The organism is Azospirillum sp. FG154, assembly GCF_057809575.1.
Genome location: NZ_JBMDKF010000001.1, coordinates 240,949 through 263,925 on the forward strand (window position 1 = coordinate 240,949; position 22,977 = coordinate 263,925).

Below are 22,977 nucleotides of genomic sequence, written 5' to 3' on the forward strand. Positions count from 1 at the left end.
CGCCCGTTTCGTCGGTTTGGCGCCCGTCGCCTGTTTGGTCTTATGGAGTCGCCGCCATGCGTAGCCCCGCCCGGAACGCCGCAACTGTCGCCGCCCCCGCCGCCGTCGAGCCGCTGTTCGACAATCAGGCCGTCTCGTCGGCACGGGCGCTGCCGCTCTACATGCAGTTGGCCCAGCATCTGCGCCAGCTCATCATGGGCGGCGCGATCAACGATCAGGACGCCCTGCCCGCCGAACGCGAGTTGGCCGAACGCTTCAGCGTGTCGCGCGTCACCGTGCGCAAGGCGTTGCAATCACTGACCGACGAAGGGCTGCTGCAACAGCGCCAGGGGGCCGGAACCTTCGTCAGCGCCCCGCCGCGCGTCGAACAGCCGCTGTCGGTTCTGACCAGCTTCACCGAGGACATGCAGTCGCGCGGCCTGACCGCCGGGTCGGTCTGGCTCGACCGCACCACCGGAACGGCGTCGTCGGACGAGGCCTTGATCCTTGGCCTGTCGCTGGGCGAGCGGGTCAGCCGGTTGCGCCGCATCCGCTTGGCCAACGGCGTTCCCATGGCGATTGAAAATTCCGTGGTGCCCAGCCGCTTTCTGCCCGACCCCGGCGCGGTCAGCGGGTCGCTCTACGACGTGTTGCGGGCGCGCGGCCACATCCCGCACCGGGCGCTCCAGCGCTTGAGCGCCACCTCTTTGACCGAAGACCAGGCCCGGCTGCTGGACACCCAGCCCGGCAGCCCGGCGCTGCACATCGAACGCCGCACCTTCCTGCCCACCGGCGGCATGGTGGAGCTGGTGCGATCCTCCTACCGGGGAGACGCCTACGACTTCGTCGTGGAGCTGCAACTCTCCGCCCCTTCCATACCCAGCCGACACGACAGCGAGGCCGGTTCATGACGTCCTTCACCCTTTCCGGATCCGACCCGCGCATGGCCTTCGAGGCCGCCGAGGCCGCCGACGCCATCGCCCGTCTGATCGCCCACGCGACCCCCGCCTTGGCCGAATTGGGCGAGCGCCTGCGGGCCTCGCCGCCCCCCGTCGTCGTCACCTGCGCGCGCGGCAGCTCCGACCACGCCAGCCTCTACGGCAAATATTTGATCGAAACCCATCTGGACGTTCCGGTGGCCTCGGTCGGCCCGTCCATCGCCTCGATCTACGACCGTCAGCTTCGCGTCAAAGGCGCGCTGTTCATCGTGGCGTCCCAGTCGGGGCGCAGCCCGGATCTGCTCAGTCTGACCCGCTCGGCGCGGGCGGCGGGGGCCATCGTCCTGGGCTTCGTCAACGACATGGACTCGCCGCTGCCGGGCCTGTGCGATCTGTGCGTGCCGTTGTCGGCGGGGCCGGAGTTGAGCGTCGCCGCGACCAAATCCTGCCTCGCCGCCATGGCGTCCTTCCTGCTTCTCGCCGCGCAGTGGAGCCAGAACCCGGCGCTGCTGACCGAGGTCGCCGCCCTGCCCGACACGCTGCGCCAGGCCGCCACGTTGGATTGGCACACGCCCTTGCAAACCCTGACCGGCGTCAACGATCTGTACATCGTCGGGCGCGGCGCCGGCTTCGGCGTCGCCAACGAGATGGCGCTGAAGTGCAAGGAAACCTCCCGCCTGCACGCCGAGGCGGTCAGCGCCGCCGAGGTGCTGCATGGTCCCCTCGCTCTGGTCGGCCCGGGCTTCCCGGTCCTGGCCCTGTCCCAGCCCGACGCCTCGGCGGACACGACGCGGCACATCGTCGAACGCATCGTCGGGCTGGGCGGGCCGGTTCTCACCACCCTGCCGGACGTCGCGGGCGGCGTCACGTTGCCGACCGTTCCCGACGTCGGCCCGGCGACGGCGCCGCTGGCCGCCCTGCAAAGCTTCTACATGGCCATCGGGCGCGTCGCCCGCGAACGCGGCCTGGATCCCGACGCCCCCGCCAACCTGCGCAAAGTCACGGAGACGATCTGATGGCCGACCTGCTGCGGGGCGCGCGGCTGCTGCTCGACGACGCCATCGTCGAGGGCTGCGACCTGCTGATCGACCAGGGCCGAATCGCCGCCGTCGGGCCGGGATTGGACGCTGCCGGCGCCGCCCTGACGATTCTGCCGCCGGGCAGCCTGCTGGCGCCGGGCTTCATCGACGTGCAGGTGAACGGCGGCGGCGGCGTTCTGTTCAACGACGCGCCGACGCCGACCGGCGTGCGGACCATCGCCGCCGCCCACCGCCGCTACGGAACGACCGGCCTGTTGCCGACGATCATCACCGACGCGCCCGAACTTCTGCGCCAGGCCGCCGACGCGGTGGTCGCCGCCCGGAAAACCCCCGGCAGCGGCGTTCTGGGCGTCCATTTCGAAGGGCCGTTCATCAGCCCGCAGCGGCCCGGCGTGCATGACCCGCGCTTCATCCGCCCGCCGACCCCTGAGGATTTGGATTTCCTGACCGATTTGGCGGCGAATCCGGCGGTTGGCCGCGTGCTGCTGACGCTGGCCCCGGAAACGCTGGACGGCGCGGTTCTGGAGCGTCTGGCCGCCAGCGGGATTCTGCTGTCGGCGGGCCATTCGGCGGCGGACTGGCGGCAGACCACCGACGCGCTGGCCCATGGCGTGCGCGGCTTCACCCATCTGTTCAACGCCATGCCGCCGCTGACGGCGCGGGCGCCGGGGCTGATCGCGGCGGCGCTGCTCGACCCCGACAGTTGGTGCGGCGTGATCGTCGATGGGATTCACGTCCATCCCGCCACCTTGCGCCTCGCGCTGGCCGCCAAGCCGTTGAACCGGATGATGCTGGTGACGGACGCGATGATGGCGACCGGCACGGACGTGAGCGAATTCACCCTTCAGGGCCGCCGCATCCTGCGCCGCAACGGGCGGCTGGAAACCGAAGACGGCACGCTGGCCGGGGCGGACATCGACATGGTCGGGGCGGTGCGCGCCTGCCGTGACCTGCTCGGCCTGCCGTTGGAAAGCGCGCTGGCGATGGCGTCGCGCCATCCGGCGGAGTTCCTTGGCCTGGGCGACCGTCTGGGCCGCATCGCGCCGGGCCATCAGGCCGATCTGGTTCTGCTGACCCCCGAGATTCAGGTTCTGGGAACCTGGGTCGAGGGCGCGTGGCGGGCCGCCGACGCGACCGACGCCCTCTAAAAGCTCCCACCCTCCCCCCACAACCGACGCGCCGTTCCTCCGCCGGACCTCTGGTCTCCGGCGGCGACGGGCGGTCATGACCCGAAGGGTTCCGCCATGCTGGCCAATCTTCGCATGAGAGGAAAAGTCATCATCATCGTCGCGGCGATGGCGCTGCTGTGCGGCGTCGTCGGCGGAATCGGCGTGGTGGGGATGACCGAGATCGGATCGGCGGCGGAGCGCATCGCGCTGTCCGGCGACGTCATCAAGACCGGCGCGCGGCTCAGCACCAATCTGGTCGCGATGAACCGGGCGGAGCACCGGATGGGCATGAACCCGGCGGAAACCACCGAAGCCGCGCAAGCCTTGCAGGACGCCAGCCGCCAATTCGCCCAGCGGGTCGCCCTGCTGAACGGCATGGTCGCGGCGGAGCACAAGGACGCGCTGGCCGCGATCACCGCCGCCCACCGCGCCTATATGGGCCAAGCCCTGCAAACCATGCAGTTGGCCCGCAAGGCCAAGGACTCCCGCCGGGAGGAGGATCGCGCGACGCTGGTCGCCACCGTCCAGAAATCAACCGAGCTGGTGAGCGAGCTGGACCGCAAGATCAAGAGCTTCACCGACGCGCTCGACACCGAGGGCGTCCGGATCAACGACGCGGCGGCGGAGCAGCGCCAAACCTTGACGATCGCGATGGCGGCGGTGGCGGTCGGCGGCATCCTGTTGAGCACGCTGTTCGGCCTGATCGTCGCCAAGCTGGGCTTGACCAACCCGGTGCGGGCCATCGTCGGCGACCTGATGCGGCTGGCCGACGGGACGCTGGACATCACGCTGTTCGGCGCGGGACGCAAGGACGAGCTGGGCGACATCGCCCGCGCTTCGGCGGTGTTGCAAGACGCGGCGCTGACCGCCCGGCGTCTGGCCGCCGAACAGGAGGGCGAGCGGCTGGCCCGCGAGGCCCGCGCCCGGACCATCGAACAGCTCGCCCAATCCTTTGACGCGGCGGTGTCCGACAAGCTGCACGGCATGGCCGACGCCGCCGCCCAGATGGCCGAGGTCGCCCACGCGCTGGCCCACAGCGTGGCGGTCGGCACGGAAAAGGCCGCCACCGTCACCTCGGCCACCGCCCAAGTGTCGGGCTGCGTCCAGACCGTGGCGGCGTCCGCCGAGCAGTTGAGCGCCTCAATCAGCGAAATCGGCCGTCAGATCGGCCAATCGACCCGCAGCACCCGCGTCGCCATCGACGAGGTGACGCAGGCCAGCGCGGCGATTTCCAGCGTGGTCGAACGGTCGGTCTGCATCGGCGAGGTGGTCGGCGTCATCACCAACATCACCTCGCAGATCAACCGGCTGGCCTTGAACGCCACCATCGAGGCGGCGCGCGCCGGAAACGCCGGCAAGGGCTTCGCCGTCGTCGCCACCGAGGTGAAGACCCTGGCCCAGCAGACCGCCAAGGCGACCGACGACATCATCCAGCAGATCGCCGCCTTGCAAGGCGCGACCGAAGGATCGGTGGCCGTCATCGCCCGCGTCGTCCAGCGCATCGACGAGATCGACCATGTCGCCGGCGCCATCGCGGCGGCGGTCGAACAGCAATCCGCCGCCACGTCGGACATCGCGCGCGCCATTCAAACCACGGCGCTCGGCACGCAGGAGGCGGCGGTCAGCATCGCCAGCGTCAGCGCGGCGTCCGCCGAAAACGGCGCGGCGGCGGGGCGGGTCCTGTCCTCCTCGCAAGCCCTGTCGAACGAAACCAACCGCATGAAGGCCGAAGTCGTCGCCTTCCTGCGCGACCTGAAGGCCGCCTGAACGACCGCATCCCAGCGGACCTGACCCGCGACCCCGGCGCTCCCTCCTGCTGACTCAATCCGCCCGTCGCCAGCCGCCCGTCGCTGGCGCGGGAAACGCCCCCTCCTTGCCTTCACCCTTTTGACGACGCCGGTCCGACCGGCGCCGCTGGACCCCGCTCATGTCCTCACCGTCCTCCCACATCTCGGCCTTCGATTATGTCGTGTTCGGCGGAACCGGCGATCTGGCCATGCGCAAGCTGCTGCCCGCGCTGTTTCACCGCGAACTGGACGGCCAGTTGCCGCCCGAGGGGCGCGTCATCGCCGCCGCGCGTGGCGCGATGAGCGACGACGCCTACCGCGCCCAGGTGTGGGAGGCGTTGAGCCGGCATGTCGGCGACCGCCTGACCGACGACGCCTGGACCGCCTTCGCCCGCCGCCTGTCCTATGCGCAGGTGGACGCCCGCAGCGGCGAGGGCTGGGGCGCGCTGGGCGCGACGCTGGACCAGCGCCCCGACCATGTGCGGGTGTTCTATCTGGCGACCGCGCCCGATCTGTTCGGCCCGATCAGCCAGCGCCTACATGATCTGGGCGCCGTCACCCCGCGTTCGCGCGTCGTGCTGGAAAAGCCGCTGGGCCATGATCTGGCCTCGGCCCGCCGCATCAACGACGAGGTTGGGCGGGTCTTCGCCGAATCCCAGATTTTCCGCATCGACCATTATCTGGGCAAGGAGACGGTCCAGAATCTGCTGGCCCTGCGCTTCGCCAATTCCCTGTTCGAGCCGCTGTGGTCCAGCGCCTGGATCGACCATGTGCAAATCACGGTGGCCGAAACCGTCGGGGTGGAGAATCGCGGCGGCTATTACGACGGCTCCGGCGCGTTGCGCGACATGGTGCAGAACCATCTGTTGCAGCTTCTCTGCCTGGTCGCCATGGCCCCGCCCGCCACGCTGGACCGCGACGCCGTGCGCGACGAGAAGCTGAAGATCCTGCGCGCGCTCGCCCCCATCGAAAACGCCGACGTCGAGACTCTGACCGTGCGCGGCCAATACCGGGCGGGGGCCATCGATGGTCAGCCGGCGCCGGGCTATCTGTCCGAACCGCTGGTCGCCGCCGACAGCGCCACCGAAACCTTCGTCGCCCTGAAGACCGAGATCCGCGATTGGCGGTGGGCGGGCGTGCCCTTCTACCTGCGCAGCGGCAAGCGGTTGGGGGCCAAGCTTTCGGAAATCGTCATCGCCTTCAAGCCGATCCCCCACAGCATCTTCCCCGGCGGCGGCGGCGCGGTCGCGCCGAACCGGCTGGTCGTGCGGCTGCAACCCGACGAGCACATCCGTCTGCATCTGATGACCAAGGAGCCAGGACCGGGCGGCATGCGGCTGCGCGAGGCGGCGCTGAATCTCAGCTTCGCCGAGACCTTCAAGAGCCGCTTCCCCGACGCGTACGAGCGGCTGTTGATGGACGTCGCGCGCGGCAACCCGACCCTGTTCATGCGCCGCGACGAAGTGGAAGCGGCCTGGTCCTGGGCCGAGCCGATCCTGAACGCCTGGGCGCGCGACCCGCGCCGCCCGCACCCCTACACCGCCGGAACCTGGGGACCGTCCGCCGCCATCGCCTTGATCGAACGCGACGGGCGGACCTGGATCGACGACCACGACCGACCGGGCGGGTGACGCGCCCCGCCCCACGCAAACACCACCCAATCAAAAGAACATCGCGCCGGTCCACCGACCAAAGACGCGGTCACGAAACAGCCCGTCGCGGCTGTGGCAGGAAACACACTGCGCTTCATCCATGGAGGAACACTGTATGTCACGTCTGGTTCTTTTGAGCGGCGTCGCCGCCGTCGCCTTCACCGCCGCCGCTCCGGCTGCCGCTCAATCGAAGTCAAAGTTCGACATCACGATCGGCGGCGACGCCTATTTCGAGGCTGGCCACACCAGCCAAGATCGCGACGCCAACCTGCGCTCCACCGAATTCCGCAACCGTCTGCGTCTGACCGTCACCCCCATCGCCAAGGCCGACAATGGCCTGGAATATGGCGCCCGCCTGCGTCTGCGCGCGGTCAACAACAACCGCGCCACCGACGCTGACCGGGCCTTCATCTTTGTGAATGGCGGTTTCGGCACGGTCCAGATGGGGCAGGTCAACGGCCTGTCGGACGAATACGCCATCATCGCCCCGTCCGATTGGGGAACCGGCGGCGTGGACGGGTCGTTTTTGGCCTACATCGGCTCCAGCTTTGACAACGCCCCGGCTGGGGCGGGCAGCCTGCGCGCCATGAACTCCGGCAACACGGCCACCCGGATCAATTATCTGACCCCGAAATTCTCCGGATTCCAACTGGGCCTCAGCTATCAGCCGACCACCGACAGCAACCTGACCAGCATCGACCGCAGCAAGACGGCGGCGCCAACCGCCAGCGGCATGTTGGCCGGCGCGTTCACCGACGTCGTCGAGGTTGGCGGAAATTACGCGGGCGTTTTCAGCGATGTGAGCCTGGGCGCCAGCCTCTACTACACCGCCGGCAAGGCGAAGGACGCCTCGACAGGCGGCGGGCGCTATGAAAACCTGTCGTCAACGATGGCCGGTCTGTCCGTCGGTTACGCCGGTCTGAAGGTCGCGGGCAGCTACGCTTGGTCGGGACAGAGCGGTTACGCCACGCGCTCCAGCACCCCGACGGCGATCAGCCGGGAAAACCAGACGGTCTTGACCGTCGGCGCCCAATACACCTTTGGCGCGACCACGCTCGGCGTCGGTTATTTGAACGCCAAGGACGCCGGCAGCCTCGCCGTCGCGGGCAAGAACTCCTTCCAGCAATACATCGTCGGCGCCAAATACGTGATCGCGCCGGGTCTCTCGGTCGGCGGCGAATACAACCATTTCAAGCTGAACTCTGACGTCGCCGCCAACAAGGACAAGGGCGACGTGGTTCTGCTGACCACCAATCTGGCCTTCTGAACAAAAGCCGTTTGCGGATCGACCGGCCTGTTTCGAGACGTGGGCCGGTTGTTGCGGCGGTTCAGGTTGACGCCCGCAGGCTTTGTCGGCCAAGGGCGTCGGCCTGGATCGCATCCATGAGCGTGACGGCTCATGAACGTCTCTTCCTGGTGTTGTCCTCCAACCTCTCGCAATCTCCTGGGGAGAGGTTCACTTGAAAGCCGGGCGCCGATCGCGTCCGGCTTCTTTTTTGCGGCGCTCATCCATGTCCGCGACGTTCGTCAACGGGACCGATCATCCGACCGCCCCCAACCGGGCCGGTGGTGACGCTCCCACGAGCGGCCATATCCATAGCGCGGGCGCTCATAGACCACGACGGGCGGCGCCCGGTAATAGGGCGGGGCCACCACAACCGGCGGGCGGTAGGCCGGATATTCCGAATAATAGCCGCCATGATGGTGGACGCAGCCCGCCAGCGTGAACAGCAGAGCGGACAGGGCGGCGAAGCGAAGGACGGTGCGGACAGGAATGGCGCGCATGGCGGTGGACCTGAAAAGCGGTGTGTGTTTCTGCAAACACGCTGGGCGCGCGATTATTCCCACCGGAAACAGATTCACGACTCACCCTTCATTCATCGCAAATTCGTATTGATAAAAGAAAAACTATGAATTTTTGAAATCATAGCTTCCAGGGCAAGCTGCGCGGCGTCACCACCTCATGTCAAAAAGGGCGATCCCATCATGAAGGCCATCGGCTACCGCGCGTCCCTGCCCATCGGCAACCCCGACTCCTTGATCGACGTCACGCTCGACACCCCGGCTCCTGCCGGGCGCGACCTGCTGGTGCGGGTCGCCGCCATCTCCGTCAACCCGGTGGACGTCAAGCTGCGCGCCAACGCCGCGCCCGCCGACGGCGCCTTGCGGGTGTTGGGCTTCGACGCCGCCGGAATCGTCGAAGCGGTCGGGCCGGACGTCACCCTGTTCCAACCCGGCGACGCCGTGTTCTACGCCGGGGCCATCGACCGTCCTGGCGCCAACAGCGAGTTTCATGTGGTGGACGAGCGCATCGTCGGCCTCAAGCCCAAGAGCTTGAGCGACGCCGAGGCCGCCGCCCTGCCGCTGACCGCGATCACCGCCTGGGAAATGCTGTTCGACCGGCTGGGGCTGAGCCGTGGCGAGACGGCGGAAAGCGGGCGGTCGCTGTTGATCGTCGGCGGGGCGGGCGGCGTCGGCTCCATCGCCGTGCAATTGGCCCGGCGGTTGACCGGAATCCGCGTCATCGCCACCGCCTCCCGCCCGGAAACGGCGGCTTGGGCGCGGGAGATGGGCGCGCATGACGTGATCGACCATTCCGGCTCGATCCCCGACCAAATCCGCGCGCTGGGCTTGAACGGGGTGGATTGCGTGTTCGTCACCACCGGCACGGACCAGCATTTCACCGCGCTGGCCGAGATCGTCGCCCCGCAGGGCCGCATCGGCCTGATCGACGATCCCGGCCTGATCGACGTCCGCCTGCTGAAGCGGAAATCCGTGTCCCTGCATTGGGAGATGATGTTCGCCCGCTCCCTGTTCCAGACCGCCGACATGGCCGCCCAACACGCGCTGCTGACGGAGGTGTCGCGGCTGGTCGATGACGGGACCTTGCGCACGACGCTGACCGAAACGCTGGGCCGGATCGACGCCGAAACCCTGCGGCGCGCCCACGCCCTGATCGAAACCGGCAAGGCGCGCGGCAAGATCGTGCTGGCGGGCTTTTAGGCCGCGTCCAGCGACCGAGGAACCGACGACAGGGGAGCGGGCGACGGCGCCGGGCGGTTGGTCCGACGCATCGCCGCCAGGCTGTCCAGGATGAAGCCGACCAGCGGTTCGGCCAGACGGCGGTTGCGCGGGGTTTCCCCGAAAATGGCCATGTCGACCTCGCCCAACTCGGGCAACCCATCCTCGACGCCCAACCGCCGCGCGTCGTCGGGGACCGAGGATTCGCTGAGCGCCGCCACCCCCAACCCGGCCCGCACGGCGGCCTGGACCCCCAGGACGCTGCCGCTGGTGTAGACGATCCGCCAGGACCGCCCGATCTCGCCCAGCGCCGACACGCCGCGATTGCGGAACACGCAGGGCGCGGGCAAGACGCAGAGCGGCAGCGGCGCGGCGGGGTCGATCTCCAACGTCGGGGCGGCGACCCAGCGCATCGGTTCGCGCCAGATCACCCGCCCGCGCGTTTCCCCGGCGTCGCGGCGGGAAATCACCAGATCCAGATCGCCCGACTCCAGCCCCGTCACCAGATCGTCGCACATGCCCACCCGCACGTCGATGCGCAGGCGCGGGTAAATCTTGGCGAATTGCGTCAACACGCGCGGCAGGTGATCGGACAGGAAATAGTCGGCCACGCCCAGCCGCAACTCCCCCTCCGCCGCCGGTTCGTGGAACCGGCGCACGGTTTCGTCGTTCAACGCCAGCAGGCGGCGGGCGTAGCCCAGCAGCAACTCGCCGTCGTGGGTGAGCGCCAGCGACCGGCTCGTCCGCGCGAACACCCGGCGGCCCAGCGTGTCCTCCAGCTTCTTGATCTTGACGCTGATCGCCGATTGGGTGCGGCCCAGCCGATCCGCCGCCGCCGTGAAGCCCCCCGCCTCGGCCACCGTCACGAAGGCGCGCAGGGCGTCGATGTCCAGATCGGGAATCGCCATGCCCAAACATTCCTGAAACAAATTGATGACACGCATCCTATCGCGCAATCGCATGAATGGCGAGTCCTTCCCAAAAACACCGCGCGTGCTACCGTGGTGATTCCTGATCCTCTTCCGCTGGACGTCGCGACCATGACCAACCGATGGATGTCGGCCTCCCTGCTGGCGACGGCGCTGCTGGCGTCCGCCTGCCAATTCCCCGCCTTTGACAACAGCCCGCCGCGCCCGAAGACCACCACCACCCCCATCGCCCCCACCACCACGCGGCCGCCGCCCGAGGCGCGCGGCGTCTGGCTGGTCGGCAGCCCGGCCTTGCGCGGCGCGGTTCAAAACGCGGCGGCCAAGTTCGACGGCGGCCCCGACGCCAAGCCCCACCTGACCGCCAAGGGAACCACCGCCGGTTTCCGCGCCTTCTGCGCCGGGGTCGGGCTGGACCATCCCGACATCGTCGCCGCCGACCGTCCCATCAGCCCGGCGGAACGCAAAGCCTGCCAGACCAAGGGCGTGACGCTCACCGCCTACAATCTGGGGCCGAAGCAAATCCTGTATGTGAAGGACGCCAACATGGTGGCCGTGCCGGGCGTCCGCCCCTTCGTCGACAGTTGGAGCCTGCCGGGCCAGCCGGTCAGCGACGCCCTCACCGGGAGTTGATGACAGGAGCGTTGACGCGCGCGACAGCCTGGGGCAGGAACGTGTGAGGGTGGAACGCTGGTCTGCGGTTTGACCGGCGACGCCCCCCCCCTGGGCGCCACGGCATGGCGCGGCACGGAAAGATTCGGCGCGATGACAAGCATGGCGATGACGCAGGTCCACCCGAAGCGCGCCCGGCGTCGGACAATGACGTTGCGCGCGCTGGCCAACCTGATGGTTGGCGGGCTGGTGATCGTTCTGGCGGTGATGGCCCTCATCGGCGGTCTGCTGCTGAACGGCATCCGCGACGTTGAGGACAGTTGGAACGCCTATGATCTGGGGGCGGCCACCAAATCCGACGCGCTGTCGGAACTGCGCTCCTACCTTGGCGCGGGCGGGGTGGTCGATCTGTTCCACGAGTTTCAGGTGATGGGGCCGCGCGGCGCGCGGGCCGAGGTTGAACGGGCGGTGTCCCTGGCGCGCGCCAATCTGGAAACCTACCGCTACACCGCCGCCACCACGGCGGAGGAAGAGCGCGCGATCTCCGTCATCGCCGAAACGTTGGACGCCGTCGCCGCCCGCCTGCCCGACGTCGAAGCCGCGCAAGCCGCCCACCAGCTCACCCACATCCTGTTGCGCGACACCGCCGTCGATTTCAGTCCGACGGTGGAGGCGTTGCGCGTTCTGGACGGACAGATCAGCCGGGATCGCGCCGCGCTGGGCGCCACCAACCGCGCCGTCATCGCTCGCCAACAAACCATTCTGGCCATCGGCGGCAGCGTGGCGGCGGCGCTGCTCGCCCTGCTGGCCATCCTGCTGGTCGGCCTGACCCACCGCCGCGTTCTGACGCCGCTGGCCCGGCTGGTCGAAGAATCGCGACAGCTCGCCCGGCGGCAATTGGATCAACCCTTTGTCTGGACCCGGCGGGACGAGCTGGGCCAGCTTGGCCGTACGCTGGAGGACAGCCGTTCGGCGCTCGCCTCCCTGTTTTCGGCCATCGAGGAAAAGACGCAACGGCTGATTGACAGCGAACAGCGTTACGCCATGGCCGCCGCCGCCACCAACGATGGGCTGTGGGATTGGGATCTGGTCAGCGGCGGCGTCTACGCCTCCGCCCGCCTGCACCAGATGCTGGGGTTGGCCGACGGCGCGCTGGGCGGCTCCTTCGACCGCTTCATGGAATTCGTCCACCCCGACGACGCGGCGCGGGTCCGCAATCTTTGGCGCAAGGCCATTGTGGACGCCGAACACACCATCTTCGACATGGAGTTCCGCACCCGCCTGGCCTCCGGCGCCGAAGGTTGGATGCTGGTGCGCGGCGTGGTGGAGCGCGACGGCGCCGGGCGCGCCGTCCGCATCGTCGGTTCGGCCACCGACATCACCCGCCGCAAGGCGGCGGAGCAGGCGCTGATCCATCAGGCGACCCATGATTATCTGACCGGCCTGCCCAACCGCGCCTATCTGATCGACTGGCTGCGCGCGGCGATGGGGAGCGGAGGCGAGGCGCGGCGCGGCGTCGCCCTGCTGTTCCTGGATCTGGACGGATTCAAGGTCATCAATGATTCGTTGGGGCACGCCATCGGCGACCGGCTGTTGATCGCGGTGGGCCAGCGCATCGCCGATCATCTTGGCCCGAATGAGTTCGCCGTCCGGCTGGGCGGCGACGAGTTCGTCGTCGTCACCACCGGCGAAGAGGCCGCCCTGGCCGACGCCGAGCGGTTGGAACAGGCGCTGACCACCCCCTTCCGCATCGGCGACATGGAGCTGCGCACCTCGGCCAGCATCGGCGTCGCCATCGACGACGGTCTGGCCGCCGATCCGGTCAGCCTGCTGCGCGACGCCGACATCGCGCTGTACCGCGCCAAGGAGCATGGCCGGTCACGGACGGAGGTCTTCACCACCGCCCTGCGCGACGCCATCCTGATCCGCCACCGCCTGCAAACCGACCTGACCCGCGCCATTGAGGCGCGGGAGGTCTTTTTGCTCTACCAGCCCATCGTGACGATGGCGGACGGACGGTTGACCGGCTTTGAGGCGTTGGTGCGCTGGCGCCACCCGGAACTGGGCCTGATCGGCCCCGACCGTTTCATCCCCATCGCCGAGGAAACCGGCCAGATCCTGCCGCTTGGCCGCTTTGTCCTGGAAGAGGCCGTCAGCAGCCTGAAGCGCTGGCGCGCCCAATCCGGCCTGCCGATCACCGTCAACGTCAACCTGTCGGCCCGCCAGATGTGGGACGCCGCCTATGTCGAGGACATGCTGACTTGGTTGGCCGAAACGGGCGTCGAAGGGCTGAAGATCGAGGTGACGGAAAGCATGACGATGAGCGACCCCGACCGCGCGCTCGCCATCCTGGGGCGCTTCCATGATCTGGGGATCCCCCTGTGCATGGATGATTTCGGCACCGGCTATTCCTCGCTCTCCTACCTTGGCCGCTTCCCCTTCGACGTGTTGAAGATCGACAAGAGCTTCGTCCGCGATCTCGCCCCGGACTCGGGCCGGGCGCGGCTGGTGCGCGGCATCGTCAACCTCGCCCATGACCTGGGCCTCGACGTGGTTGGCGAGGGGGTGGAGACGGCGGCGGAACAGGCCATCCTGACCGGGCTGGGTTGCGACTACGCCCAAGGCTACCTCTTCGCCCGCCCCTTGCCAGCCGACGACGCGGAATCCTGGGTGCGCCGCGCGGCGGCGGTCGGAACAGCCTGAGCCTTGGTGAAGACCTTCGTCAGCCCGCCGCGAACAGATCGCCTTCGACGGGGGCGTCGGCCCAACCATCGGCGTTGGCATCGGCGTTGGGATCGCCCAACGCGGTTTCCCAGCCCAGCGCGGGCAGGGTGATCGCCCGGGTGTTGCCCAAGCCGCTGCGCGCGGCGATGAAGCCACGCTGTTCCATGTAGGTCAGCAAGCGCCGCCCACGCCCCTTGGACCGACTGCCGCAGGCCCGCGCCACGTCGGCGTCCGACGGGCAGGGCGCATGATCCAGCGCGGCGCGGGCCAGCAGCAGAAACACCGGCTGGATGTCCTCCGCCAGCGTCGCGGCGACGCCGGTCGCCCGCTCCCACGCCGGATCGTCGCCGGTTCCAGCCCCCGCCCGCGCGGCGCTCAGCTTGCGGCGGAAGGCGGGCAACGCCAGCCGGTCGCCCTCCACCCCCTGCCCCCGGCAGCGGACGAGAAAATCCTGATAGAGCACGGCGATGGAACGGTAGGCGGCCTCCGGGTCGGCCAGGACGGCGCGCAGGATCTCCTCATAGAGCGCCTCGCGCTCAGCGATCTGCTCCGCCGTTTCCTCCGGTTCGGGGATGGGCAACGGCAACAGGTCCTCCGCCTCGTCCGCCAAGGTCGGCGGCGGCGCGGCGGCGCGGCCACGGGCCAGTTGCGCCATCAGATCGGCGCTGGCCGAGGTCGAGGGGCGGCGAACCGGGAAGCGCGGCGGTTCGGCCTCCGTCGCCGTGAAAATCAGATCGCGGGCGTCTTCGGTCGGGGTGGTCGGCGGCGGCATCAGGGTCGGGCTGCCGGTGCGCCCCTGGGTTTCCACCGCGCCGATGCGCAGCGGCAGCGGGCGGCGCGACAAAGCGGGGCCAAGGGCGATGAAATGGCCGCGCTCCAAATCGCGGAACATCTCGGCCTGCCGCCGCTCCATCCCCAAAAGGTCGGACGCGCGCGCCATGTCGATGTCGAGAAAGGTGCGGCCCATCAGAAAGTTCGACGCTTCCGCCGCGACGTTCTTGGCCAGCTTGGCCAAGCGCTGGGTGGCGATCACCCCGGCCAGCCCGCGCTTGCGGCCCCGGCACATCAGGTTGGTCATCGCGCCCAGCGACACCTTGCGCGCCTCGTCCGACACCTCGCCAGCGGCGGACGGGGCGAAGAGCTGCGCCTCGTCCACCACCACCAGCATCGGGTACCAGAAATCGCGGTCGGCGTCGAACAGCCCGCCAAGGAAGGCGGCGGCGGCCCGCATCTGCATCTCGGAATCCAGCCCCTCCAGATTGAGGACGACCGAGACGCGGTGCTGACGCACCCGCGCGGCCACCGCCTGAAGCGCCGATTCGGTGTGTTCGTCGGCCTCGACCACGACATGGCCGAAGCGCTCGGCCAGCGTGACGAAATCGCCTTCCGGGTCGATGATCGCCTGCTGGACCCACGGGGCGCTCTGTTCGATCAGGCGGCGCAGCAGATGCGATTTGCCGGAACCGGAATTGCCCTGGACCAGCAGACGGGTGGCCAGCAACTCCTCCAGATCGAGCGTCGCGGCGGTTCCCGTGTTCGTCCGCCCCATGTCGATGCCGACCTTCATGCCCAACGCTCCCTGACCGTCCCGAACCTGGACCTTATCCTCGAAGCGCCGTTCTATAGCGCACCCGATGGGTCGGCGGCGAGCCTGTCGATGGCGGGGCAGAGCTTCGCTTGGGTTCAGCGGCGCGAGGGCGGCGACGCAAGCGGCCTCACGGCCAGCCTCACGAGCGATCCCGCGCCTTTTGCAGCGCCGCCGCCATGGCCGCGAACAACAGCTTGGGCCGGATCGGCTTGGTGGCGAGCGCGTCCATCCCCGCCTCGGCGCAGGTCTTCCAGGTGGCGGTGGAGGCGTGGGCGGTGAAGGCGACCACCGGCAGCGCGCCCTGCGGCGGCGGCAATGCGCGGATGTGGCGCGTCGCCGTCAGCCCGTCCATTTCCGGCATCTGCACGTCCATCAGCACCAGATCGAAGGGGCGCTTCATCACCGCCTCGATCGCCTCGATCCCGTTGGTGGCGAAGGCGACCGTGTGCCCTTCGCGCGTCAGCATGGCGGCGGCGACGTCGCGGTTCACCGCGTTGTCGTCGACCACCAGAACACGCAGCGGCGGCGCCCCCGAATCCGCCGCCAGCGACGGCGACGGCGTCAGCAGCCTCCCGACCGTTTCACCAGGACGACACGCGATGGTGAAGGTGAAGACGCTGCCCTGTCCGGGCGCGCTTTCCACCCGGATGGTTCCGCCCAGCAGCTCGCACAGATCCTTGCAGATCGCCAACCCCAGCCCGGTTCCCCCAAAACGGCGGGTGATGGTGTTGTCGGCCTGGGTGAAGCGTTGGAACAGGGTTCGCCCCGCCTCCGGCGCGATGCCGATGCCGGTGTCCTCGACCTCGAACTCCATCAGAAAACGCCCGTCCGGCGCATCGGCCAAACGCCGCGCCCGTAGGGCGACATGGCCGCTGGTCGTGAATTTGATGGCGTTGCCGACCAGATTGAACAGGATCTGCCGCAGCCGCGCCGGATCGGTGACGATGCTGGATGGAACCGACGGCAACATCCGGCAGCTCAGGGCCAGCCCCTTTTCCTTCGCTTTGCCCCGCAGAAGTTGGGTGACGGATTCGCAAATGGCTTCCGGGTCGCAATTTTCCTCCGCGACCTCAAGGCGTCCGGCTTCCAGTTTTGAGAAGTCCAGCACGTCGTCGAGAATGCGCAACAGCGCCTCCGCCGACTGACGCGCGACCGCCACCTTGTCGCGCTGGTCCAACGCCAGCTCCTCATACTCCAGCAGCGTCAGCATCCCCAGCACCCCGTTCATCGGCGTGCGGATCTCGTGGCTGATCGTGGTCAGGAATTCCGATTTGGCCCGGCTGCCCGCCTCGGCCATCTCCTTGGCGTTCTGAAGATTCTCCTCAAACTTCTTGCGCTCGCTGATGTCGCGGATGATGCCGATCACCTGTGGAACGCCAACCACGCCCAAGTCGCCCAGCGCCAGTTCGATGGGGAATTCGTCGCCGTCGCCACGTCGGCCAATCTCTTCCTGGCTGCGGCCATGCGCGCCGGGCTCCGAGGTCGTCAGAAGAGGACGTTGATCCGCGCCAGCGGCGCGGCTGACCACCAGATCGTCCAAACGGGCGCCGACCAGCGCGTCGCGGTCCGCCGCGAAGATCTCCATGGTGGCCCGGTTGACGTCCAGAATGATTCCGGTCTGATCGGCGATCACCACCCCCTCGCCCACCGCGTCCAGAATGGCTTTCAAATGCCGCCGCGCCAGTTCCTGGGATTCGCGGTAAGTGGTCCGCAGCTCCTCCTCCGCCAGCTTCTGGGCGCTGATGTCCACGTCGATGCAGATCCATTTTTCAATGGTCCGGGCGCTGTCGTAGATCGGCACCACCGTCCGGCTCAACCACAGCGGGCTGCCATCGCCGCGCGCGGTGCGAATGGCCCCGCGCCAGATTTCATCCGATGGAACGAACAGCGTGTCCCCATTGGGCAGCGCATGCCCCACCGCTCGCTCACGCTCGATGCCGACGGTGTCGCAATAGAGATCATTGACCACATTGATTCGCCCCTGCGCGTCGATTTCGCTGACGATGGCGGTCTGATCCAGAGCGTTCTTGTGCTGGACCAGCGCGTCCATCAGGGCGTCGATGCGCTGACCGAACTGGTTGCGCAGGCTGGCCGCCGTGCGGTTGACCATTTCGATGGCTTGACGGATTTCCAACGGCGCGTCTTGCGTCAACTGGGCCTGAGCGTCCAACTCGCCAACCCGGATCCGCTCTTCCAAGGATTTCAGGTCGCTGAGGTTGGTCAGCCAGCGCATCAGCAGCACGCGCACCACCGTCAGCCCGATCACCAGACTGGCCAAGGCCAGTTCCAGCGCCGCCCTGGTCAAGGCCCACAGCTCTTCCGCCGCCGCCGCGACGTCGAAGGAGAGCCGCAGAACGCCGTAATCCTGGCCGCCTGCGGCGATGACCCGATTCACATCGTACAACCGCTCGGCAAGAAGCGCGGTCAACCAACCTGGAACATACCCCTTTGCCTGGCTGTCCCCGCCGATGCTGATGGTGGCCCCCGACAGATCGATGAAGGAGGCCCGATCAAAAGGAGTCTGCGTGACCACCGTTTCCAGCATGCGCTTCACCGTGTCGTAATCGCCGATGATGACGCTTTCCTGAATGGTGCGCGCCATCACCTCGATCAAAACGCCCGCCGTCATCTGGACATCATCCAAACGCTGATAAAGATGATAGCGGTAAAACAAAAACAACCCAACGCCCAGAGCCATCAAAAGAACAGCCGCGTACAACAAGAACAAGCGCGTTCCGAGAGATTGCGGCAGAATTTTCAAGAAAACGCCCCCACGCCCAATGGAATTTTATGTTCGTCCATGACGGCGACGTCACTTCACAAAATTTGGTGATGTGCGATGGAAGTTGATGTAGGAGGTGTAATCATCCTCTGAAGCGGGAATGAAATTCTGAAAAGGTGTGAGCTTCACCGTTTCAGACACCTTTTTGATGATCGCGGCGCCCGCCGGATCGCTCGCCATTCCCAGAAAGGCGTCGGTTACGGCTTTGACGTCCGCCGACGGCACCGACGGGGAGACCATCAACGCCAAATCATTGAAGGGTTCGGACGTCCACAACACCCGAAAGGCTTTGTTTTCCCGCCGCGCATAGCCGTCGACAAGTTGGGAATTGACGCCAACCGCCTGCGCTTTTCCGCTGAAAAGCTGGGCGAAGGCGCCATCATGATTGCCGCCAAAGACCACCTTGACCGGGATCTTTTGTTCCAGAAGATGGGCGTATGTGACCTTATAGGCGATGAAGGCCTCATTTCCCGGAAAAACAACCTCTTTGTCGGCGAGTTGCCCCAGATCCGTGATGGGAGAATCCGCCGCTGTCAGAATTTGACCATAAACCGCCGGATAATCCCGCCGAACAAGCAGCTTCCACCCCATCTGACGACGATTTTCATTGAACAGATGGTTGGTGAAGGCGAACTCAACCTCTTTGGCCAAAACAAAACTGGTCGTGTCCGCCGAGGTCCGGCCTATCTTCAAAGACAGCTTCACCCCGGACCGTGATGAAACATACTGTATGATCGGATTCCAATAAGACGCCGTAAGCTCAATTCCAAATTGATTGACCGGCGAGAATTTATAAACTTTTTCATCACTCGCCCACGCCGTCGTCGTCAACGCCATGTGCGATGCGATGAAAACGACAATGAGGCGCGCCCATCGAGTCAGCGTCATCGTTTCCTCTGTTTTCAAGACACAGCCAAAACCAGACGCAACCTTAATTCATTTCGCCTCCTTGAAAAATTGAGGTCAACCCGCAGACTCCAACTCCAGCGATCCCCCCTGATCGTGAAACGCGCAAGCCTCCGACACTCATGATCGCAGCAGCCCGTCGGCCCGGGAGAAGCCCACCGACGCCGGGCGTTCGCTTCTGTCGGAGTTTCCGCGCAAAGACTGTTTTCCAAATCCACCCCAGACGCGAAGGTTGAAACGATGGCGAATTCGCGGACAACGCCATTGCCGCCATAGTCGCGGTCGGCCTCTGCCGACCGTGGCCGTCATACAGGGCGCCTCGCGCATGTCCGTGAAGCTGGATTTTCGCCGCCTCCGTTATTTCGTCACCGTCTGCGAACTTGGCAGTTTTTCCAGGGCCAGCGAAGTTCTGAACGTCGCGCAGTCGGCGCTCAGCCAGAATGTGAGCCATGCTGGAGGAGGATCTGGGAGGCCAGCTTCTGGTCCGGCACCCCCGTGGCGTCAGCCGAACCGAGATTTCCGGCAGCGAGGCCTGTCTCGCAAAAGGCGGCGGTCAGCGCGTCGGCTGAACTCGAATCAAATTTTCAGAGACCGGCTGATGTGAGAGCGCTCAAGCCGTTGTTGGACGCTGGCGGGCGCCCTGACCCGAAGGCGCCATACAGTCCCGCGCAGCCGCAGGACGTGTGCGACGTCGTTGCGCCGCAGGATGGGTTCGACGCCCCGTGAGGGACGAATTTCCGAACCAGATCAATGTCTTGGGGGAAATTGGTGGAGCCGAGGAGGATCGAACTCCCGACCTACGCATTGCGAACGCGTCGCTCTCCCAGCTGAGCTACGGCCCCACACACGGCACAAACGCGGCTTGCGTTCGGCGTGGCGCGGTTATTGTCCATTCGAGGGGGGACTGTCAAGCGATTGATTCAAGAAAATGTCGCGCCCTCGCGTCGGCCCGGACGGCGGCCTCCGCCCCGTCGATTTTGCGCGGGCGCGGCGCGGGCATGGCGCTCAGGGCAATCGCTTGAACCATCGAAGGCTGAATAAGCCCCTCTCCCCTCGCGGGAGAGGGGGTGGGGTGAGGGGGAAAGGGAACCTCCCCGGTCCCGTTGGGCCGGGCCGCACCCCTCATCCCAACCCTTGTCCCACAAGGGGAGAAGGGCTTTCGTGGATGTGAAAGCGTTCAAGCGATTGCCCTGGCATGGCGCTGGACAGCTTTGCGCCCCGTGGGTAGGGTGCGGCCAAACGCTGGCGCCCGCCTTGGGGCCGCCGCCGGACAACCGACAAAGGAGCAGGCCCGGCATGATCGCGCTGTATGTGCTCATCAACACCATCCTGGACCTCTTCTTCTGGGTCCTGATCCTCTCGGCGGTGCTGAGCTGGCTGGTGACGTTCAACGTCATCAACACCCGCAACCGCGCGGTCTACGTCATCGGCGATTTCCTCTACCGCGCGACGGAGCCGGTGCTGCGCCCGATCCGCAACGTCCTGCCCAACATGGGCGGGCTGGATCTGTCGCCCATCGTCGTTCTGCTGGGGATTTCCTTCATCCAGAACCTGATGGCGCAATACTGGCCGCGCTTCTGATGGCTGGCCCGCTGGAGCCGGCGGCCGACGGCCTGCGTTTGACCTTGCGGGTGACGCCCAAAGCGTCCCGCAACGCCATCGTCGGGCTGGTTGACACGGCCGACGGCGGGCGCGTTCTGAAGGTGACGGTCACGACCGTGCCGGAAAACGGCAAGGCGAACGAGGCGGTCGTCAAGCTGCTGGCCAAGGCGTGGAAACTGCCGAAAACCAGCCTGACGGTGGTGGCCGGGGCGACCGACCGCAACAAGATCATCCATGTGGCCGGCGATCCGGCGGCGTTGACGCCCCGCCTGACGGCCTTGATTGACGGCGTTTCAGAGTGAGTGTGGAGGCGACCATGGCGGACGCAAAGATCATCGACGGCAAGGCTTTCGCGGCCGGTCTCAGGGCGCGGGTGGCCGACGGCGTCGCCGCGCTGAAGGCCAGCCACGGCGTCACCCCCGGTCTGGCCGTGGTGCTGGTCGGCGAGGATCCGGCCAGTCAGGTCTATGTGAAGTCCAAGGAACGGGCGCTGGTCGAGCTGGGGATGAACTCCTTCGACCATCACGAATCCGCCGACATGGCCGAAGCCGACCTGCTGGCCCTGATCGACCGGCTGAACGCCGATCCGGCGGTGCATGGGATTCTGGTGCAGTTGCCGCTGCCCAAGCACATCGACACGCAAAAGATTCTGGCCCGCATCGTCCCGGAAAAGGACGCCGACGGCTTCCACGTCGTCAACGCCGGTCTGCTCGCCACCGGGCAGCCGGGGGCCATCGTGCCCTGCACGCCGCTGGGCAGCCTGCTGCTGATCCGCGACACGCTGGGCCGCGACCTGAAGGGCAAGCGGGCGCTGGTGCTGGGCCGGTCCAACATCGTCGGCAAGCCGATGGCGCATCTGCTGCTTCAGGCCGACTGCACGGTGACTCTGGCCCATTCGCGCACCGTCGATCTGGCCGAGGAATGCCGCCGCGCCGACATTCTGGTCGCCGCCGTCGGTCGGCCCGAAATGGTGCGCGGCGATTGGATCAAGCCGGGCGCGACCGTCATCGACGTCGGCATCAACCGGGTTCCCGCCGCCGAAGCGGGCAAGACCCGGCTGGTCGGCGACGTCGCTTTCGCCGAAGCGGTGAAGGTCGCGGGCGCCATCACCCCGGTGCCGGGCGGCGTCGGGCCGATGACCATCGCTTGCCTGATGCTGAACACGCTGGCCGCCGCCTGCCGCGCGGCGGGCGCCCCGGTCCCCGCCGAGGCGGCGCTGTGATAACCGTCCACGCCCGCGTCGAGGGCCGCGTCGTCCGCCAGCCTTTGGCGCTGGACGAACCGCTGCCCCCCGACGCGGTGTGGATCGACCTGCTGCGCCCGGACGAGGCGGAGCGCGCCCATGTCGGCGCGCTGACCGGCTGCGACCTGCCGACCCGCGCCGAAATGAAAGAGATCGAGGCGTCGAGCCAGCTCTACACCGAGGGCGAGGGCGTCTACATGACCTCCTCGATCATCTCGCGCGCCACCTCGCCGCACCCGGAACAGGGCGAGCTGACCTTCGTTCTGACGCCGCGCCACCTCATCACCCTGCGCTACACCGAACCGCTGCCGGTCATCACCTTCGCCGCCCGCTGCACGCGCCAGCCCGAATTGCTGGCCACCGGCGAAAGCGCGCTGTTCGGCCTGCTCGACGCCGTGATCGACCGGGTGGCCGACGTGCTGGAGCTGGTCGGCGGGCGCATCGACGAATTGTCGGCCCGGATTTTCGACGATTCGCTGGACAGCGGCGGCTTCGGCAAGGCGGCCAAGAAGCCCGACGAGTTGCAGGACGTGCTGCGCGGCATCGGGCGGGCGGGCGATCTGACCCACAAGGTGCGCGACAGTCTGGCCGGTCTGGACCGTCTGGTGGTGTTTTTGACCTCGGTCAGCGGCGGGCGTTTGACCAAAGAGCAGAAAACCGCGCTGAAAACGATGACGCGCGATTTGCGATCGCTGAACGAGCACGCCGGGTTCCTGGCGCATGAGGCGAATTTCCTGCTCGACGCCACGCTGGGCCTCATCAACATCGAACAGAACGCCATCATCAAGATTTTCTCGGTCGTCGCCGTGGCCCTGATGCCGCCGACGCTGATCGCGTCCGCCTATGGCATGAATTTCAAACACATGCCGGAATTGGACTGGGAATATGGCTATCCCATGGCCATTCTGCTGATGGTTCTGTCGGCGGTCGGGCCGCTTTGGTATTTCCGGCGGCGCGGCTGGCTGTGACGGGGTTTCGCCGGACGGGACCGCGCCGACTGTAGAAGGG

At 67.1% G+C, this 22,977-nt stretch carries 20 protein-coding genes and 1 tRNA gene; 14 read left to right on the forward strand and 7 right to left on the reverse strand.

Annotation, left to right across the window (positions count from 1 at the left end; translation table 11 throughout):
* Window positions 1-56: 56 nt before the first annotated feature.
* The 6 genes from ACODS4_RS01185 to ACODS4_RS01210 all read left to right on the forward strand — a co-directional run bounded on the left by ACODS4_RS01185 (window position 57) and on the right by ACODS4_RS01210 (window position 7,832).
* On the forward strand, window positions 57-890 hold the full coding sequence (locus ACODS4_RS01185) for a GntR family transcriptional regulator (RefSeq protein ID WP_488859899.1): 834 nt from the start codon (window positions 57-59) through the stop codon (window positions 888-890).
* A complete protein-coding gene (locus ACODS4_RS01190) occupies window positions 887-1,933 on the forward strand; it encodes an SIS domain-containing protein (protein ID WP_488859901.1) in 1,047 nt (348 codons plus the stop codon). The genes ACODS4_RS01185 and ACODS4_RS01190 overlap by 4 nt, the downstream gene beginning before the upstream one ends.
* Window positions 1,933-3,105 carry an N-acetylglucosamine-6-phosphate deacetylase gene (nagA, locus tag ACODS4_RS01195; RefSeq protein ID WP_488859903.1) on the forward strand — a complete coding sequence of 391 codons (1,173 nt, stop codon included), beginning with the start codon at window positions 1,933-1,935 and terminating at the stop codon, window positions 3,103-3,105. The genes ACODS4_RS01190 and nagA overlap by 1 nt, the downstream gene beginning before the upstream one ends.
* Window positions 3,106-3,201: 96 nt before the next feature.
* Window positions 3,202-4,893 (forward strand): methyl-accepting chemotaxis protein, encoded by a 1,692-nt coding sequence (locus ACODS4_RS01200; protein ID WP_488859905.1) that lies wholly within the window; start codon window positions 3,202-3,204, stop codon window positions 4,891-4,893.
* Window positions 4,894-5,053: 160 nt separating this feature from the next.
* Complete coding sequence (zwf, locus tag ACODS4_RS01205) at window positions 5,054-6,544, forward strand: glucose-6-phosphate dehydrogenase (RefSeq protein ID WP_488859907.1); 1,491 nt, start codon at window positions 5,054-5,056, stop codon at window positions 6,542-6,544.
* 136 nt (window positions 6,545-6,680) lie between these two features.
* Window positions 6,681-7,832 carry a porin gene (locus ACODS4_RS01210; protein WP_488859909.1) on the forward strand — a complete coding sequence of 384 codons (1,152 nt, stop codon included), beginning with the start codon at window positions 6,681-6,683 and terminating at the stop codon, window positions 7,830-7,832.
* Window positions 7,833-8,092: 260 nt separating this feature from the next.
* On the opposite strand, the gene ACODS4_RS01215 is transcribed toward ACODS4_RS01210, so the two are convergent.
* The gene (locus ACODS4_RS01215) at window positions 8,093-8,350 is read right to left on the reverse strand and encodes a hypothetical protein (protein ID WP_488859910.1); all 258 of its coding nucleotides are present in this window, start codon (window positions 8,348-8,350) and stop codon (window positions 8,093-8,095) included.
* A gap of 201 nt (window positions 8,351-8,551) precedes the next feature.
* On the opposite strand from ACODS4_RS01215, the gene ACODS4_RS01220 reads away from it, so the two are divergent.
* Window positions 8,552-9,568, forward strand: coding sequence for a zinc-binding alcohol dehydrogenase family protein (locus ACODS4_RS01220; RefSeq protein WP_488859912.1), 1,017 nt, complete (start codon window positions 8,552-8,554; stop codon window positions 9,566-9,568).
* Here the strand turns inward: ACODS4_RS01220 and ACODS4_RS01225 are convergent.
* Complete coding sequence (locus ACODS4_RS01225) at window positions 9,565-10,494, reverse strand: LysR substrate-binding domain-containing protein (RefSeq protein ID WP_488859914.1); 930 nt, start codon at window positions 10,492-10,494, stop codon at window positions 9,565-9,567. The genes ACODS4_RS01220 and ACODS4_RS01225 overlap by 4 nt on opposite strands.
* A 132-nt stretch (window positions 10,495-10,626) precedes the next feature.
* On the opposite strand from ACODS4_RS01225, the gene ACODS4_RS01230 reads away from it, so the two are divergent.
* Both ACODS4_RS01230 and ACODS4_RS01235 read left to right on the forward strand, forming a co-directional pair.
* Entirely contained in the window at window positions 10,627-11,145 is a 519-nt protein-coding gene (locus ACODS4_RS01230) for a substrate-binding domain-containing protein (protein ID WP_488859916.1), read from the forward strand.
* Between the two features lie 141 nt (window positions 11,146-11,286).
* The gene (locus ACODS4_RS01235) at window positions 11,287-13,827 is read left to right on the forward strand and encodes an EAL domain-containing protein (protein WP_488859918.1); all 2,541 of its coding nucleotides are present in this window, start codon (window positions 11,287-11,289) and stop codon (window positions 13,825-13,827) included.
* A 19-nt stretch (window positions 13,828-13,846) separates the two neighbouring features.
* Here the strand turns inward: ACODS4_RS01235 and ACODS4_RS01240 are convergent, their stop codons facing one another.
* The 3 genes from ACODS4_RS01240 to ACODS4_RS01250 form a co-directional block, all read right to left on the reverse strand.
* Window positions 13,847-15,415: a helicase HerA domain-containing protein gene (locus ACODS4_RS01240; protein WP_488859920.1), complete on the reverse strand. Its 1,569-nt coding sequence runs from the start codon at window positions 15,413-15,415 to the stop codon at window positions 13,847-13,849.
* Window positions 15,416-15,575: 160 nt separating this feature from the next.
* Complete coding sequence (locus tag ACODS4_RS01245; protein ID WP_488859922.1) at window positions 15,576-18,065, reverse strand: ATP-binding protein; 2,490 nt, start codon at window positions 18,063-18,065, stop codon at window positions 15,576-15,578.
* A 183-nt stretch (window positions 18,066-18,248) separates the two neighbouring features.
* The gene (locus ACODS4_RS01250; RefSeq protein WP_488859923.1) at window positions 18,249-19,106 is read right to left on the reverse strand and encodes a phosphate/phosphite/phosphonate ABC transporter substrate-binding protein; all 858 of its coding nucleotides are present in this window, start codon (window positions 19,104-19,106) and stop codon (window positions 18,249-18,251) included.
* Between the two features lie 343 nt (window positions 19,107-19,449).
* Here ACODS4_RS01250 and ACODS4_RS01255 point away from each other — a divergent pair, with 343 nt between their 5' ends.
* Window positions 19,450-19,728, forward strand: a complete 279-nt coding sequence (locus ACODS4_RS01255) for a LysR family transcriptional regulator (protein ID WP_488859925.1) — start codon at window positions 19,450-19,452, stop codon at window positions 19,726-19,728.
* On the opposite strand, the gene ACODS4_RS01260 is transcribed toward ACODS4_RS01255, so the two are convergent.
* Together ACODS4_RS01260 and ACODS4_RS01265 are read right to left on the reverse strand one after the other, a co-directional pair.
* Window positions 19,701-19,859 carry a DUF6538 domain-containing protein gene (locus ACODS4_RS01260; protein WP_488860308.1) on the reverse strand — a complete coding sequence of 53 codons (159 nt, stop codon included), beginning with the start codon at window positions 19,857-19,859 and terminating at the stop codon, window positions 19,701-19,703. The genes ACODS4_RS01255 and ACODS4_RS01260 overlap by 28 nt on opposite strands.
* 31 nt (window positions 19,860-19,890) lie before the next feature.
* Window positions 19,891-19,966, reverse strand: a tRNA-Ala gene (locus tag ACODS4_RS01265).
* A gap of 454 nt (window positions 19,967-20,420) precedes the next feature.
* On the opposite strand from ACODS4_RS01265, the gene ACODS4_RS01270 reads away from it, so the two are divergent.
* From ACODS4_RS01270 to ACODS4_RS01285, 4 genes are read left to right on the forward strand one after another with little or no spacing between them, the layout of a single operon-like run.
* Window positions 20,421-20,705, forward strand: coding sequence for a YggT family protein (locus ACODS4_RS01270; protein WP_488859926.1), 285 nt, complete (start codon window positions 20,421-20,423; stop codon window positions 20,703-20,705).
* The gene (locus ACODS4_RS01275; RefSeq protein WP_488859928.1) at window positions 20,705-21,028 is read left to right on the forward strand and encodes a DUF167 family protein; all 324 of its coding nucleotides are present in this window, start codon (window positions 20,705-20,707) and stop codon (window positions 21,026-21,028) included. Before ACODS4_RS01270 ends, ACODS4_RS01275 begins: the two co-directional genes overlap by 1 nt.
* A 14-nt stretch (window positions 21,029-21,042) precedes the next feature.
* Entirely contained in the window at window positions 21,043-21,948 is a 906-nt protein-coding gene (gene folD, locus ACODS4_RS01280) for a bifunctional methylenetetrahydrofolate dehydrogenase/methenyltetrahydrofolate cyclohydrolase FolD (protein ID WP_488859930.1), read from the forward strand.
* A complete protein-coding gene (locus ACODS4_RS01285; RefSeq protein WP_488859932.1) occupies window positions 21,945-22,937 on the forward strand; it encodes a magnesium transporter CorA family protein in 993 nt (330 codons plus the stop codon). The genes folD and ACODS4_RS01285 overlap by 4 nt, the downstream gene beginning before the upstream one ends.
* Window positions 22,938-22,977 lie beyond the last annotated feature (40 nt).

Coding starts and splice junctions, on each gene's coding strand:
- ACODS4_RS01185 (WP_488859899.1), top strand. CDS start 57: ATGCGTAGCCCCGCCCGGAACGCCGCAACTGTCGCCGCCCCCGCCGCC.
- ACODS4_RS01190 (WP_488859901.1), top strand. CDS start 887: ATGACGTCCTTCACCCTTTCCGGATCCGACCCGCGCATGGCCTTCGAG.
- nagA (WP_488859903.1), top strand. CDS start 1,933: ATGGCCGACCTGCTGCGGGGCGCGCGGCTGCTGCTCGACGACGCCATC.
- ACODS4_RS01200 (WP_488859905.1), top strand. CDS start 3,202: ATGCTGGCCAATCTTCGCATGAGAGGAAAAGTCATCATCATCGTCGCG.
- zwf (WP_488859907.1), top strand. CDS start 5,054: ATGTCCTCACCGTCCTCCCACATCTCGGCCTTCGATTATGTCGTGTTC.
- ACODS4_RS01210 (WP_488859909.1), top strand. CDS start 6,681: ATGTCACGTCTGGTTCTTTTGAGCGGCGTCGCCGCCGTCGCCTTCACC.
- ACODS4_RS01215 (WP_488859910.1), bottom strand. CDS start 8,350: ATGCGCGCCATTCCTGTCCGCACCGTCCTTCGCTTCGCCGCCCTGTCC.
- ACODS4_RS01220 (WP_488859912.1), top strand. CDS start 8,552: ATGAAGGCCATCGGCTACCGCGCGTCCCTGCCCATCGGCAACCCCGAC.
- ACODS4_RS01225 (WP_488859914.1), bottom strand. CDS start 10,494: ATGGCGATTCCCGATCTGGACATCGACGCCCTGCGCGCCTTCGTGACG.
- ACODS4_RS01230 (WP_488859916.1), top strand. CDS start 10,627: ATGACCAACCGATGGATGTCGGCCTCCCTGCTGGCGACGGCGCTGCTG.
- ACODS4_RS01235 (WP_488859918.1), top strand. CDS start 11,287: ATGGCGATGACGCAGGTCCACCCGAAGCGCGCCCGGCGTCGGACAATG.
- ACODS4_RS01240 (WP_488859920.1), bottom strand. CDS start 15,415: ATGAAGGTCGGCATCGACATGGGGCGGACGAACACGGGAACCGCCGCG.
- ACODS4_RS01245 (WP_488859922.1), bottom strand. CDS start 18,065: ATGACGGCGGGCGTTTTGATCGAGGTGATGGCGCGCACCATTCAGGAA.
- ACODS4_RS01250 (WP_488859923.1), bottom strand. CDS start 19,106: ATGACGCTGACTCGATGGGCGCGCCTCATTGTCGTTTTCATCGCATCG.
- ACODS4_RS01255 (WP_488859925.1), top strand. CDS start 19,450: ATGTCCGTGAAGCTGGATTTTCGCCGCCTCCGTTATTTCGTCACCGTC.
- ACODS4_RS01270 (WP_488859926.1), top strand. CDS start 20,421: ATGATCGCGCTGTATGTGCTCATCAACACCATCCTGGACCTCTTCTTC.
- ACODS4_RS01275 (WP_488859928.1), top strand. CDS start 20,705: ATGGCTGGCCCGCTGGAGCCGGCGGCCGACGGCCTGCGTTTGACCTTG.
- folD (WP_488859930.1), top strand. CDS start 21,043: ATGGCGGACGCAAAGATCATCGACGGCAAGGCTTTCGCGGCCGGTCTC.